Source organism: Zarconia sp. (genome assembly GCF_057467645.1).
In genome coordinates this window covers 1-14417 of record NZ_JBRJXU010000077.1, presented here as the reverse complement: position 1 = coordinate 14417, position 14417 = coordinate 1, and the positions used below count along the sequence as shown (strand labels likewise).

The following is a 14417-nucleotide window of genomic DNA, read 5'->3' as shown; positions in this document are numbered from 1 at the left end:
TTTATTTAAAATTAATAAATTGTTTAAATCGTTATTTTAATGACATCTTTATCTGCACAATATTATACCTTGCTTTTTAATATACTATTTAAAGAATTGGTAAATTAAAGGATAAAAAATTATAGTTCAAAGCAAGATAAAGCCAATAGAAACACGGCTAATTAGTGAAGGTGGCATAATGCGTTTAATCTTAACTCCACCCGATTTTTTGGGAGAACTCAATCGTGAATACCATCTTACTTGTCGAAGACGAAACTATCTACATTCGGCTATTTTCTCAGCTTTTAGCAAAACAAGCAGGATTAGCCGTCAAGCATTCAGAAAATGTCGATGAAGTCATAGAAATAGCGAAGTCCGGTCAAGCCGATATGATTTTAATGGATGTTTGTTTGCCCAACAGTCGCTATCAAGGGCAAGTTATTGATGGTATCCATATTACGCAACTCCTCAAATCCCATCCGAGATCGGCAAAAATACCGGTAATTTTAGTCACGGCCAACGAAATTATTAGCGATCGCGGCAACCTCCTCGAACAAAGCGGTGCCGACGGTTATATCGCCAAACCCGTCATGGATTACCAGCAGTTCGTCAACGACGTGTTAGCCCGATTGCCCCAAAACTAACCCTTCCGTTCGTCCAAATACCCCCGGGGAGTAATCATCCAACCCTCATGAAATCCCGTGCGAGTATTGCCGATTAAAACCGTCGTTAGCATATCGATGTCACGATCGAGTAACCCCTCCAACGTCGTCAATTGCACTCGTTCGTCTGGGCGATAAGCCGATCGCACCAGGGCCACTGGGGTTTGACGATCGCGGTACTCCAAGAAAATCCGTTGGGCGATCGCAATTTGTTCGGTGCGCGTTTTCGATTTGGGGTTGTACAGCGCTACCACGAAATCAGCTTGCGCTGAGGCTTGGAGGCGTTTTTCGATGGTATCCCAAGGGGTGAGCAAATCGCTCAAACTAATGGCACAGAAATCGTGCATCAGCGGCGCGCCGACGCGAGAGGCAGCCGCTTGCAGGGCCGTCAAACCGGGAAACACTTTAACTCCAGGGGTTTTGCCATCCCAGCCGCGATCGCGCAACTCCTCAAACACCAACCCGGCCATGGCGTAAATCCCGCAATCCCCCGAGGACACCACCGCCACCGTCAGACCCCAATCTGCCAATTCGATCGCCCGCGCCGCCCGTTCCCGTTCCTGGGTAATCGGCAGGGCTTCGACGATTTGTCCCGGACGCAGCAAGGGGCGAATCAACTCGATATAAAGCGAGTAGCCGACGATCGCATCCGCCTCGGCAATCGCGCTTTGGGCCGCCGGAGTCATCTGGTCGAGTTGACCGGGCCCGGTTCCCACTAACCACAACCGACCCTCGCGCCCGGTATATTCCACCTCAGCTAACGCCACCGCCACCGTCACCGCCCCCGCTTGGTTTTCCTCCTTATAGATTTGTTTGGCAACCAAAAGCTGGAGTTCGCCCGACGAAGTGCGATCGCCTGCCGCGCATAGGGCTGCCGCTTCCGCCACGCTGGGGGTTCCCACCTCCCGTTCCACCACCTTTGAGGGGGAAGGAACCGCCACCGATGCTAACCGTTCGGCGCTAAACGTCACTAAGGGAAACGGGTTCTCCTCACACGTTTCCAGTAATCCGACCTCATCGGCTTTTATATCGATCGTGGCAATACCGGCGATCGCCTCTCGCGCCAGATGATTCGCCTGAAAGACTCGATCGATCGCCCGTTCGATAAGTTCTTGGGACGTTCCCCGCTCGCAACCCACTCCCACCCACAAGACTCGGGGATGCCACTGCACCTTGGGCAACTCCGAGTCCGGGGCAAATCGTCGCTGAGTAAACCCGATCCAAATCCGGGCAGTGGAATTGATTCCCTCGGACGCGGCTTCGGGAAAGTCGAAAATAAAGGGGTTTTCTGAAGGTAAGTGCTGCTGCCACAGCGTCGAACCCACCTCCTGAATCACCTGTACTGTTTCCCCTCGCGAGATCGCCGCACTCACCCCCAGCCAATCCCCCGTACCATGCCGCCAACCAAAGGGAACCCCCAGCAAGTCCGCCGCCGGCAGTCCCAAACCGTTTGCCGCGCCGGTAAGGACGGGAGTTGCCCCCAGTTGTAGTGCCACCAGACGCGCTAATCGATCGGCCCCACCGAGATGACCGCTACACAAACTAATGACGAATTTTCCCGCCTCATCCACTACCACCACAGCCGGATCGATCGCTTTATCCCGTAGCAACGGGGCGATGAGGCGCACCACGGCCCCGGCAGCCAAGCCAAAGACAAACCCTCGATGGTGCGGCCACAGTTGAGCGATGCAATCTTTGAGCGTCCCTTCGTAAACTTGGGTGTGGGGAAGATGTTTGAGAGAGGGGGGAACCCACAACGTTACATCGGGATGGGAAGGGTTGCCACTCTGGCATAAGCGTCCGAGGCGTTCGGCACTGCGAGGCGTGGTGGCGAACGCGGCGATCGGTGAAAAGTTATCGAGCATGATGCAATAACGGTGTAGGCATCCAACTACAATGACAGGAAAGGGGTGAGAGGGGAAGTTCTCGCTCCGGGTTTTTCTTAATAGCTCCCCACTTTATATAAAAGATTCAATAGACTATGTTTCAACGGATTTTAATCTGCACCGATTTCCAAGACGGTCTCCAACGTCTGGTTCGCTTCGTCCCCAGCCTTGCCAAGTCCGGATTGCGCCACATTGTATTTTGCCACGTAGCTCCCCTCTTAGACGATCGGGGCATTTGCAAGGTGGACGAAAAAGCGATGGAAACAGCACGGGAGCGCCTCTCCGTCGCTCTAGAAAATGTTCCCGATGGGGTTGAGGTGAAAGTGGATGTCGGTTCTGGAAAATTTGCCGACATCGTCCTCAAAAGCGTCAAGCAACATGACAGCGATTTAGTATTGCTGGGCACTCAACCCCGCACCCTCCTCAATCAAAAGCTGTTTGGTAGCAATACGATCGAACTGACTCAGCGATCGAAAATCCCCCTGATGGCGATCCGTCCGTCTTTGATTTCCACCTATACCAATGAAGAACTAGACCTGCGCTGCCAGCACCTATTTCGCTATCTCTTAGTTCCCTACGATGGTACCGATGAAGATAACGCCCTGCTCAAGCAAATCGAGGGCTATTCTGGAAAGATCGGCGATACTTGCTTCCAAGAATGCTTGCTCGCTCAAGTCCTTGATGTTGCCGGACAGCGACGGGAAGTGCGTCAGGAAAATGCCGAGGACGAAGCCAAACAAACCCTCGAACCGGTGAAAGCCAAGTTAGAACAGATGGGTTTGAAAGTGGGCATCGACGTGAGATCGGGCGATCCCCTGGCCGGAATTCTGGATATGGCCCTCGAATACGATATCAGCGCCATTGCCATTGCCGCCCGCAGCGTCCCCAATCGTCTCGTCAACTGGTCTCGCCCCAGCTTTTCGGCACAAATCCTTCGCAGTAGCTGGCATCCGGTAATTTTTGTCCCTTCAGAGAAATCGTGAGGCAAATCCGAGTTTTTGGGAGTCTGGCAGCACTCGCCTTGACTGTGGCAGGCTGCCAACCCAGTGCACCTCAAGGATTTCGAGTCCGGATCGATCGTGTCGTCAGCGGACAAACGGTCGAAATTTCGCCTCTGGAGGGAAATCCACCGAAATCTGGAACCCTTCGATTCATCGGTATCGACGCGCCGGACTTACAGCAACAGCCCTGGGGAGTTGCCGCGAAAAATAGACTTCAAGCGCTCGTGGAAGGTCGAGAGGCAATCGTCGAATTCGATGTGGAATCTCGGGATGGATTCGATCGATACTTGGGATATCTCTGGATTGATGGCATTCTAGTCAACGAACAACTGATTGCCGAAGGATACGTCCTCGATCGCATGCGATCGTCGAATATAAAGTATCAACAGCGGCTCACTCTCGCTCGGGAACGGGCCCGACTCACCCAACAAGGCATCTGGAATCCCGACAATCCCCTGCGGCAGACACCTGGTGAGTTTCGCCGTCAGAATCGGTGAGGGGGCAATGGACAATTGACAATGGGTCAGTCGCGACGCTCTTCCCCTCTGGAGGGCAAAGCATTTGGATCGGTTAGGTTTCGTTTGTTGCAGAATTTATTGCCCAAATACTTGTGCCCCTACAGTCTCCCCGTTCTACATTTTGAATTTTCTTCTCCCTTGTCTCCCCGAAAAAATTCCAAAAAAATACTTGCGTCGCGACGCTCGAACCCGGAAGATTGTCAAGGTTAGGGAAACCTGCAATCTACAATCGGAAATCGAATGAGCGATCGCACTTTAGAACCATCCACCGAAGAACTGCAAATTTTCCTCGATATTGCCACCGAAGCCGCCACGGCCGCCGGTGCAGTGTTGCTATCCTACTGGGGGAAGCTCGATAGTATCGAAGAAAAAGGACGACCGGGGGATTTGGTCACCAGCGCCGATAAAGCGGCCGAAGCCGTAATTTTAGAAGTTTTGCGCCGCCACGTACCCGATCATGCCATTCTCGCGGAAGAATCGGGAGCGTTGGGGAAACAGCAAAGTAAATACCTATGGGCGATCGATCCCCTCGACGGCACGACGAACTTCGCCCACCAATTTCCCTTTTTTGCCGCGTCCGTGGGACTGTTGATTGACGGTATCCCCTCGGTGGGAGTCGTATTTAACCCCTTTACTCAAGAACTGTTTCGAGCCGCAACGGGTTTGGGGGTCACCTGCAACCGCCAACCGATCGCAGTGTCCAAAACCCAGGAACTCATAAAAAGCCTTCTAGTAACGGGTTTTGCCTACGATCGCCGCGAAACAGAAGACAATAACTATGCGGAATTTTGCCATCTAACTCATTTAACTCAAGGCGTACGGCGTAGCGGTTCTGCCTCTGTAGACTTGGCTTACGTCGCCTGCGGACGGCTAGATGGCTACTGGGAACGGGGACTGTCTCCCTGGGATGTCACCGCTGGCGTGGTGTTGGTACGCGAAGCCGGGGGACGGGTGACGGCTTACGACGGCAGTCCCTTCGACATTAAATCTGGTCGCATTCTCGCAACGAACACGGCCCTTCACGACGAGTTGAGTGCGGAACTTTTGAAAGTGCAGGGGCAAAGGGTGACGCGGTAACGCTCCAGAGGGGGAAAAGGGGAATGGCTAGGGTGACCCGGAAACGGGGCGATCGAGAATGTGGGTTTTTAATTTTTAATGGGTGCATTTTCTCCCCCAGCGATTAGCGGCTCCCTTGCTTTCCCGACTTCCCCTGCTCTCAAACCCCCCAAAACTCCCCGCAAGATCGAGAGAAAAAACGAGAGCGAACTCTCGGGCAACACCATTTCTTGACATCAGTCAAAGTCAGGAGAACGACGGGTGCAGACTTTTAGCTAACCAGAGTAAAGTATATAAATAGAATTGGCCTGAAGGTGGTGGAACTTATGATGTCATTTGACTTCGATCGAGGATTATTCAAATCTGATTTCTTCGATCATCATGCGGTTCTGGGAATGCCGATCGATGCGAGTGCCCGAGAGATCCGCAAGCGGTTTATGAGTATTGCCCGTCGATTGCACCCCGATATTTGCAAAGCCCAGGATAAACAACTCGCAGAGGCTTTATTGTCGAAGTTAGTCAATCCGGCTTATGCAAAACTCTCGAACGATCGCGAACGAGAAGAATACGTTGTCTTGCTCAAAATGATGGGCAAACGCTTGATTCAAGATAGTAAATCGATCTCCCTGGGAAGCGATCTGGCAAAGCAGCTTTCGCGGGAAAATAATTTCGAGCAAGCTTATAAAACAGCATTGGAAACCTTAGCCGCCGGACAGTACGAAGATCTCGATGGAACTTTAGATCGGATCGCCCAAATGAGCGAACTAAATTTAGTGTATCTATGGCGAAAAGAACGCGATGGCGGCGGTGTTAGAAAAGACCAAAAACCCGTTAGCAGACCGCCCGCATCGATGCCACCCACTACGGCCGGGTCCCCATCCCAATCGCGGCAAAGCGCTTACGTCGCCCGCCACTGCCAGCGAGCGGAAGGGCTAATGACAAATAATAATCTCAATAGCTTGACGATGGCTCGCAAAGAGTTGCAAGATGCCCTTAAGCTCGATGCGAATAACAGTCGCGTTCATGCTTTGATGGGTACAGTTTATCTCAAACAAAATCAGCTCAAACCGTCGAGTGTTAATATCACCTTGGCTAAAAAGCACGTGACCCAAGCTCTGAAGCTAAATGCAAAAGAACCTGCAGCTTTAGAGGCGCGCAAACAGCTCAACCAACTGCTCGCCAGCAGTGCGACTGGGACGCAGAAAACAGGGACGAAGACGAGTCCGAAAACGGGTACTGCAAAGGGCAAATCTGATAAATCCAGCGGCGGTTTGTTTGGTGGTTTGTTTGGCGGGAAAAAGAAGTAAATGACAGTCTATCAACCCCCCACAGGGGCTAGAGATCTCTTACCGATCGATGTGGCACAAAAGCGCTGGATCGAAAAACGCCTGCAAGAGGTGTTCCAACGCTGGGGCTATCACCGAATTATTACCTCCACTTTGGAACGCTTAGATACCCTGGTTGCTGGGGGTGCCGTGCGGCGATCGACGACGATTCAGTTCCAGGATGCGGAGGACGAAGTGTTAGGGCTGCGGCCGGAACTGACGGCTTCCATCGCCCGGACGGTCGTGACTCGGATGGCGGGGACAACCTTTCCCCAGCGCCTTTACTATAATGCCAACGTCTTTCGCCGCGATCTCGAGGGAGGACACGGGCAGCAGCACGAGTTCTATCAAGCGGGGGTTGAATTGTTGGGCGCGGGAGGCGTGGCTGCGGATGCAGAAATTTTACTCCTCCTGGCTGATTGCTTGGCAAGTCTGGGACTGCCGCGATCGTCGGTGATTTTGGGGGAGGCAGGACTGACGAGATCCCTTCTCGAACCGTTTCCCGAATCCCTGCGCGAACCGGTGCGCGAGGCGATCGCCCATCTCGATCGAGTCACGCTCGAAATCTTGCCCATGTCCGATAAACTGCGCGATCGGGCGCTGTTTTTGTTCGATTTGCGCGGTCGTCCGGCAGATGTTCTGCAACGGCTTTCTCCCCTGGATTTAGACCCGGCGGCCCGGCAAACCCTCAACGATCTCAAGTCCCTGGTGGATTTGCTTGCCACCCATGACGCTTTAAACGGCGAGGGTGCGACGGTGGGGAATACCTCCACCTTCGATTCCTGGGTGCTGGATTTGAGCTTGATTCAGACCTTCGACTACTACACGGGAATCGTTTTTAAGGTGGTGGGTGCGCCGGATTCCGGGGCGCAGATTTTAGGTCAGGGAGGACGCTACGATCGACTTTTGGGACTGTACCATCCTCAAGGGGAAGACTCCCCCGGTATTGGTTTCTCTTGGAACATCGAAGACTTGCACCGAGTCCTCAAACCCACGGGTCAATTGCCCGATCGCACGCCAACCAGTCACTGGCTGGTGGTTCCCAAAACCCCGAACGCCCGCGCGGCAACCTTTGCCTACGCCCGGAAGCTGCGGGAATCCACCCATTTGGTACGGGTAGAGGTGGAACTCGATCTTCGCGAAACGCCAGCAGCCACGCGCGATTACGCTCGAGATCGCCGTATCTCTCAAATTGCCTGGATCGATGCCGATGGTACGCCAGAAATCGAAACCTTGACTCAAGAGACGCAGCCGCAACCTGTAGAATAATAAGGTTGAGCCATTCACAAACGATTGCCAAGGTGCGATCGAGTTTAGCGAAGTACGCGATGCCACATACGATTGTTACGAATACCTGTGAAGGGGTTGCCGATTGCGTGGACGCTTGCCCCGTTGCATGCATTCACGAAGGCCCCGGAAAGAATACCAAGGGAACGGATTGGTACTGGATCGATTTTTCCACTTGTATCGATTGCGGCATTTGCTTGCAAGTGTGTCCCGTCGATGAGGCAATCGTCGCGGAAGAACGACCGGAGTTACAGCAGACTCCGCAGTAAGAAGACAAGGGAGAGCGGGGAGAGGGGGAAAAGCGTCGCCATTGACCCATTGTTAATTGTCCATAACACTCTCCCCCAGTCTCCGAAGCCTCCTTCTCCAAAAAAAAACCCCCCCGGAGTGACCCGTAAAAGCCAGGGGGGAGCCTCTTCTGATGGTATCTGCTTAATTCCTAGTGTCCCAAAGCTAACGGGGAGTTAGGTGAAGGAATCGCAAAGATATCGGTAGGGTATTTTAAAGATTACTGACACAGGCTTTCAAGAAAATTTTAGGGATTTGTACCACAGTCACCACCAGCTAATGTGGAGGGTAATGGCAGCGATCTCGCGAACCTTTCCCCATCCGTTGCTAATCTGCCACTTCCCACTGATGCAATGTGCAACTTTGAGCAAAGCCATATGGCGATCGAGTAGACTGATTTTCCCTTTCCCCCGCTTTCAGGTTTGGGAAAATTCAGTTGCACGTGGCGTCACTGTATCGATCGAAGCGGTAGCGTAACCGTAAATGTCGTTCCGCCACTGGGTTCTGAGTGCAGCGTAATGTTGCCCTGATGTTTTTGGACGATCTGGTAGCAGATGGCTAACCCCAAACCCGTTCCCTGACCAATGGGTTTGGTCGTAAAGAAGGGATCGAAAATTTTGGCTTGCAGGTGGGGTGGGATGCCGGGTCCGTTATCGTGAATTACCACTTCAATAGCTTGGGTCGGGTCTAAAAACCGAGTGGAAATCCAAATTTTTCTCGATGGCATTTCCTCGGCGAGTAATGCATCGATCGCATTCGCTAAGAGATTCATAAACACTTGATTGATTTGCGCTGGATAACATTCGATCGCGGGAATCGAACCATATTCTTTAACAATCTCGATCCCTTTTTGAATTTGAGAACTCAAAATGAGAAGGGTATTATCAATGCCCTCATGCAAATCGACATTTTTAACTTCAGCTTCATCCAGACGAGAAAAGTTCTTCAAGGAACGGACAATTTCTTCAATACGTTGCGTTCCCACTCCCATCGAGTGAATTGCTTTTAATAAATCCTCTTGCAAAAATTCATAGTCAAGTTCTTGAAGTTGGTTTTCCAAATGGGGATTTTTAGCTAGCTTTGAGTTGATGACCTCTATTAACTCTTGCGTCGAAGATGCGACATAGAAAATATTTCCCTTGATAAAATTAACTGGGTTGTTAATTTCGTGAGCGACTCCTGCCACTAATCGACCCAAGCTCGACATTTTTTCCGTTTGAATAAGTTGTAGTTGGGTATGTTTAAGTTCTTTTAGAGTGTGTTGAAGATGATTGTTTTTATCGACTAACTCTTGAGTTCTTTCCTGAATTTGAGTTTCTAAGGTCTGGTTGTAAATCTCCAATTTTTCTTGAGAAACTTGAAGTCGATCGAGTAAGGTTGAGAAGGTCTCAGCGACCCATCGAACTTCATTGGCAAAAATGTTATGTGTCTGAAACTTTTTGACATCTTGAATGCGATCGAGCGCTACCAATTGACCCATTTTTTGAATGTAACTGGCTAACTCTCGCAGAGGTTCGATCGATGTTTTACTCAAAATTGAATAAACCAAGATAATACAAAATATTGTGGTGAGAATAATATAGAAAAAGATAAGATTAAAAATTCGATTTCCCGCTGCTTCAATTTCCGAGACAGGTTTGACAATTACTAATTTCCAATACGAGCCTGGAACATGAAACAAAAATGCTTTAGATGGCTCTTGGAGGATTAGATCTTCGGGTAAATTAATCGTTCCGTATAGCTTAGAGTCTTGTAGCAAATTTGATAACGGATCGAGAATTACAGCCGTCAGTAAATCTGCATTTTCTCCATCGATTTGGTAACTATCTCGATCGATACGCTCGGAAATGTCTAGATCGTAGTTTGGCATTTGACGCGCTAAGTTTAAAATATTTTCATTCATTGCGTCTAGTGCGTCTGATAAGGGTCGGTAAGCAGACTCCTTTTGGGCGAGTTCTGAGAGTAATATAAACTCTTCAACGGTATTTCCTCGCTCATCTTGACTAAATCGCTTCACTAAATCGAGCTGGGGAAAAGTAATAAACTTATTATTTCTATCTAAAACAAAAACGTATCCACCGGTAATATTTTGCCAAGAAGTTATTAGATTTTGTAACCCTTCCAACTTTAGATCGATGGTAGTCGTTCCCGTCAATTCTCCCGCCTCAAAAGTGGCTACCGTACAAGTCACCATCGGTTGATAGGAGTAAGGATCCATATAGGACTCGCTCCAAGAACAAGTTCCCGGTTTAGCGTGACGAACCGCAACATACCACTCTTCATTGTGATACCCTTGGGGCGTTTGATTGTAATCATCGTAGTATTTTAAAATGCCATTTTCATCTCGACCCCAAAAAAAACTACGTCGTTCGGTGTTAGAATCAAATTGATAAGGCTCGGGCCAAACGCCTCCTCCAGCGACATCTAAATCATCATTAAAATTAATAATTTTGGGAATAATATTTTGAAATGCTTCTTCTTGCTTGGGTAAGTTTTCAACTGTTGTTGCAAGTCCCCGCGTGAGAGCTGCAATTTCTGCAGCTCGCATCTCGAGTTTGGAAACAGCATTATTCCCCGCCTGTTCGATAGATTTTGAGGCTTCATTAGAAATCAGCTCTTTGCCTCGGGTATTCATCACGAAGGTAACCCCGAGGGCAATCCACAATCCCATGCCGCAAACCCCTAAAAGACCCTGAAATCTTAGACTTCGATACCATTTCCCCGAAATACACGGCATGGAGATTTGGTCGTTATTCTGACTCATTTTAAAATTGTAGATTTGTAAAGTATGTTTTTTAAACTCTCAGCAAACCCTAGTCCTGCACTGCCAAAATCACGACTCAGCTCACTCGGCTCGCTAAAAGTTCTGAAACCTCAGACTCTGCTCGATAATTTGACGGTCTACCTACTCCTGCAATCCTGTTCTAGGTCGCTGAACTGCATAAGAAATGGTCTGACTTCTCTAGCTTAACAAAAGGACTTTTGGGTGACCTATTAATTCTCTTTTTTCGTTCACTTTATTAAGTTTCGATAGTGTTTTTGCAATCTTTTTTTTTCTAAATAGTTTAAATGCTTAACCAACAAATTAAATTAATAAAATCTCACTAAAAAATATTTTATATTTTTTAATTGGGTGTGAAATGGGTTGTATACAGTGCAGTGTGGCAGAAATAGAGGGCAAGTAATAAACTGCTAAAAGCTATGCACAGCAAGCGTTTTAAGTTTTTTATTTTGCGGATCGGCACTAGTCAGATATTGATTTCGATCGCCCACTTTAATGCATATCCTCAAATTAATGAGATCTAAACTTTAATTTTTACGTTTTTTTAGGAAACAACAAAAAACGAAATTAATATTATTTTGGTTAAATATTTTTTATCAAAATAATATCTATGTTGGTAATTGCAAAAATAGAAAAATCAAACATCGACCGACATACTATAAAAACTGTGGTTTAGAGTAAACCACAGTCAAAAATTATCCATAGGCTGTCTTTTTTATTGAAAATCAAAAAATCGCGATCGATAAAAGTCAGAGCACTTGAAGATTTAAGCATTTTGTCAAGATTTAGATAATCTATCACTGTTATAGACGCTAACTTTAGAGCGTGCCAAATTTTGACCGGACGTCAAACTGCTCGGATTACTCGTAATTTGTGGCAGAATGTTCGCGTAACCCGATCGAAGATCTATTCGACCAAACATTGTGGGCTGTCCTCGAATTCCGACCTCCATCGAACTGCGATCGTACCAGCAGCAAGCCATCGAGAGTTGGTTTGCCAATCGGGGACGGGGAACCCTCAAAATGGCCACCGGCAGTGGTAAGACGATCGCGGCGCTGGCTATTGCCACCCAACTGTACCGGCAGATTGGCTTGCAAGTGCTGTTGGTCGTCTGTCCGTACCGTCATTTGGTGATGCAATGGGGACGGGAGTGCGAAAAATTTGGTCTCCAACCCCTACTGGCTTTTGAAAGTACTCGCCGTTGGTTCGATCGCCTCTCCAGCAGCCTCTACACCCTACACAGCGGCGATCGACCCTTTTTGACCGTCATCACCACAAACTCGACTCTGATGGGCGATCGCTTCGGTTCCCAGCTTAAATATTTCCCGGAAAAAACCCTCATTGTCGGCGATGAAGCCCACAATCTCGGGGCCCCTCGTCTCGAAGAAAGTTTGCCCCGCCATATTGGTTTGCGTCTGGCCCTCTCTGCAACCCCAGAACGGTATTTCGATGAAGAAGGTACAGAGGCAGTATTCGACTATTTCGGACCGGTTCTGCAACCCGAACTTACCCTCGCCGATGCCATTCGCCAAGGGGCACTAGTTCCTTACCGCTACCATCCCATATGGGTTCGTCTCACGGAAGGGGAATCGCAGGTTTACGCCAAACTAACGCGGCGCATCGGTTGGGCGTTGATGGATCGAGAAAAGAAGGGTTCTCGCCAGAAGAGAGAAGAGGATGTGACAGCCTTGTTGATGCAGCGATCGCGTCTGATTGGGGCCGCCGCCAACAAGCTAACCGCCTTACGGCAACTGATGGAAACCCGACGCAACACCTCGCACACCCTATTTTATTGCGGCGATGGGGCGATCGAGGCAACAGGAGAATCTCAAATCGATGCGGTGGCGCGGATTCTGGGACGGGAAATCGGCTATCGCATTAATACCTACACCGCCCAAACCTCCCCCCAAGAACGGGAAAAACTGCGACATCGTTTTGAAACCGCTCAGTTGCAGGGGTTGGTGGCGATTCGCTGTTTGGATGAAGGAATGGATATTCCAGCGATTCAAACGGCCGCCATTCTAGCCAGCAGCAGCAATCCCCGTCAGTTTATCCAGCGACGAGGGCGCATTCTCCGACCCCATCCGGGCAAACAACGGGCAACGCTGTTCGATTTCATCGTCATGCCTCCAGAACTAGATCGCGAAACCTGGGAAGTCGAACGGAATCTGCTCAAAAAAGAACTTAAACGGTTTATCGAGTTTGCAGATTTGGCTCAAAATTCAGCTCAAGCGCGGGTGCAGTTTCTGGAGATGCAGCAAAAATATGGCTTGCTGGATGTGCGATCTATGGCGGTTGATTTTTGAAGATTATCCCCTCGCAGCCGAACGTGCCAAACGCGCCGGATGCAAGTTTTAATGTTTAATTTGTAATTTTGCATTCTCCTTAGCCTGTCATGCTTCGCTGCTAACCAACACTCCCCCGCAGCTGATATGCCGACGTAATACCTCTTGACAGGCCCGAGGGGGGGCGATAAATTCCGGGGAGTATATTTATACCGACAGATCTTGGAGGTAACGAATGCTTCTAGTTGAAGCGCCTGGGGTGCAAGCGATCGCTGGTGAAAATGCTGTTGCGGTTTCTCAACTGCCGCCGGTTTGGCAAGATATCGCCACCGGGAAAGTGGAAATCGGGAAGTCCGATGTGGCAAGTTGCGTGGAAATGGCGCAGTTGTTCCAGTACAAACTCGAACGCGGCGAGGTGGATTTATTTGACGAACGACCGGAACTCAACCATCTGAAATCCTCATTTTGCGAACTATTCGGACAGTTGGCTTGGGAAACCCTCGAATTCTACGGACTCGATTTCCAAGTGCGCAGTTATCCCGATTTTGCAGCAATTCTCAAGCAGTTTGAGTCAATTGGAGGCGATCGCCAAAATCAGATTAACGTGATTCGCATTGGCATGGATTTATTTGAGGAGTTCGGTTACGAATTACCGGCGAGTTTCTATCATGTCAATCTATCACCCATCTACCAGGAGGACTTGTTTGAAGAGCGGGCATTGCGCTACGATCCCCGCGATCGCGACCACAAGCGGGCCTGGGATGCAGTGCTTCATGCAGGTAAAGTGTTTGCCATCCAGATGAAACTCCAGAGCATTGCCTCGAAATATGGCTTGACTTACCAGCATGGATGCGATTGTAACAAGCATTTAGCCTCGATCGACCCCAGCCGAGGCGCGTTTGACTACGAAATTCATCCCGATAAGCGTCGGCGTTGGATTCGCAGCTTCGTCTGGACGACTTGGTACGAGTATGCGTTCTTTGGCGTCATCCCGAATACCCGGTATTTGACTTGACATTCCCCCACTGAAAAGATGGGGAATTCTGGGTTCGTAAACCCGGACTGACTCAGTATCATTTCTAACATCGAGCAGAGGTCTAGATCTCCCCAACGAGCATTTGGGTCAGTCAGATTTGGGTTCGCCGACGATGACTCGCCCGAATGCTCCCCAACAGAACCTTTCCCACGTCAGTTTTGGATAAGACTATTTCCGGTGAGGGCGGGGAATGGGGAATGGGGAATGGGGAATCGGGATGAAGTACTTTGCTCCCCAGCAACCAGATGTAGCCAGTGCGATCGCTTCGCTCATCAAGAGGCTTGCCAACCGCCCGAATCTCACCCAGAGTCG

The 14417-nt window shown here is 49.6% G+C and carries 11 protein-coding genes; 9 read left to right on the top strand and 2 right to left on the bottom strand.

Features of this window, described 5'->3' with window-relative positions:
- The first annotated feature begins 224 nt into the window (after positions 1–224).
- Positions 225–623, top strand: a complete 399-nt coding sequence (locus tag AC2215_RS11580; RefSeq protein WP_486810152.1) for a response regulator — start codon at positions 225–227, stop codon at positions 621–623.
- Here AC2215_RS11580 and cobJ read toward each other — a convergent pair.
- Positions 620–2506: a precorrin-3B C(17)-methyltransferase gene (gene cobJ / locus AC2215_RS11575; protein WP_486810151.1), complete on the bottom strand. Its 1887-nt coding sequence runs from the start codon at positions 2504–2506 to the stop codon at positions 620–622. The genes AC2215_RS11580 and cobJ overlap by 4 nt on opposite strands.
- 116 nt (positions 2507–2622) lie before the next feature.
- Here cobJ and AC2215_RS11570 point away from each other — a divergent pair, with 116 nt between their 5' ends.
- The 6 genes from AC2215_RS11570 to AC2215_RS11545 all read left to right on the top strand — a co-directional run bounded on the left by AC2215_RS11570 (position 2623) and on the right by AC2215_RS11545 (position 7983).
- Positions 2623–3510, top strand: coding sequence for a universal stress protein (locus AC2215_RS11570; protein ID WP_486810150.1), 888 nt, complete (start codon positions 2623–2625; stop codon positions 3508–3510).
- Positions 3507–4025 (top strand): thermonuclease family protein, encoded by a 519-nt coding sequence (locus tag AC2215_RS11565; protein ID WP_486810149.1) that lies wholly within the window; start codon positions 3507–3509, stop codon positions 4023–4025. Before AC2215_RS11570 ends, AC2215_RS11565 begins: the two co-directional genes overlap by 4 nt.
- A 261-nt stretch (positions 4026–4286) precedes the next feature.
- Positions 4287–5123, top strand: a complete 837-nt coding sequence (locus AC2215_RS11560; RefSeq protein WP_486810148.1) for an inositol monophosphatase family protein — start codon at positions 4287–4289, stop codon at positions 5121–5123.
- 305 nt (positions 5124–5428) lie between these two features.
- Complete coding sequence (locus AC2215_RS11555; protein ID WP_486810147.1) at positions 5429–6409, top strand: J domain-containing protein; 981 nt, start codon at positions 5429–5431, stop codon at positions 6407–6409.
- A complete protein-coding gene (locus tag AC2215_RS11550) occupies positions 6410–7696 on the top strand; it encodes an ATP phosphoribosyltransferase regulatory subunit (protein WP_486810146.1) in 1287 nt (428 codons plus the stop codon).
- 59 nt (positions 7697–7755) lie between these two features.
- Positions 7756–7983 carry a ferredoxin family protein gene (locus AC2215_RS11545; protein WP_486810179.1) on the top strand — a complete coding sequence of 76 codons (228 nt, stop codon included), beginning with the start codon at positions 7756–7758 and terminating at the stop codon, positions 7981–7983.
- Positions 7984–8450: 467 nt separating this feature from the next.
- On the opposite strand, the gene AC2215_RS11540 is transcribed toward AC2215_RS11545, so the two are convergent.
- A complete protein-coding gene (locus AC2215_RS11540; protein ID WP_486810145.1) occupies positions 8451–10766 on the bottom strand; it encodes an ATP-binding protein in 2316 nt (771 codons plus the stop codon).
- A 938-nt stretch (positions 10767–11704) separates the two neighbouring features.
- Between AC2215_RS11540 and AC2215_RS11535 the strand changes: the two genes are divergently transcribed.
- Both AC2215_RS11535 and AC2215_RS11530 read left to right on the top strand, forming a co-directional pair.
- Positions 11705–13090: a DNA phosphorothioation system restriction enzyme gene (locus AC2215_RS11535; protein ID WP_486810178.1), complete on the top strand. Its 1386-nt coding sequence runs from the start codon at positions 11705–11707 to the stop codon at positions 13088–13090.
- 214 nt (positions 13091–13304) lie between these two features.
- Entirely contained in the window at positions 13305–14084 is a 780-nt protein-coding gene (locus AC2215_RS11530) for a hypothetical protein (protein WP_486810144.1), read from the top strand.
- Positions 14085–14417 lie beyond the last annotated feature (333 nt).

What these genes read in the sequence shown, in the direction of transcription:
- cobJ (WP_486810151.1), bottom strand. Translation starts at nt 2,506, where the DNA reads ATGCTCGATAACTTTTCACCGATCGCCGCGTTCGCCACCACGCCTCGC.
- AC2215_RS11570 (WP_486810150.1), top strand. Translation starts at nt 2,623, where the DNA reads ATGTTTCAACGGATTTTAATCTGCACCGATTTCCAAGACGGTCTCCAA.
- AC2215_RS11560 (WP_486810148.1), top strand. Translation starts at nt 4,287, where the DNA reads ATGAGCGATCGCACTTTAGAACCATCCACCGAAGAACTGCAAATTTTC.
- AC2215_RS11555 (WP_486810147.1), top strand. Translation starts at nt 5,429, where the DNA reads ATGATGTCATTTGACTTCGATCGAGGATTATTCAAATCTGATTTCTTC.
- AC2215_RS11550 (WP_486810146.1), top strand. Translation starts at nt 6,410, where the DNA reads ATGACAGTCTATCAACCCCCCACAGGGGCTAGAGATCTCTTACCGATC.
- AC2215_RS11545 (WP_486810179.1), top strand. Translation starts at nt 7,756, where the DNA reads ATGCCACATACGATTGTTACGAATACCTGTGAAGGGGTTGCCGATTGC.
- AC2215_RS11540 (WP_486810145.1), bottom strand. Translation starts at nt 10,766, where the DNA reads ATGAGTCAGAATAACGACCAAATCTCCATGCCGTGTATTTCGGGGAAA.
- AC2215_RS11530 (WP_486810144.1), top strand. Translation starts at nt 13,305, where the DNA reads ATGCTTCTAGTTGAAGCGCCTGGGGTGCAAGCGATCGCTGGTGAAAAT.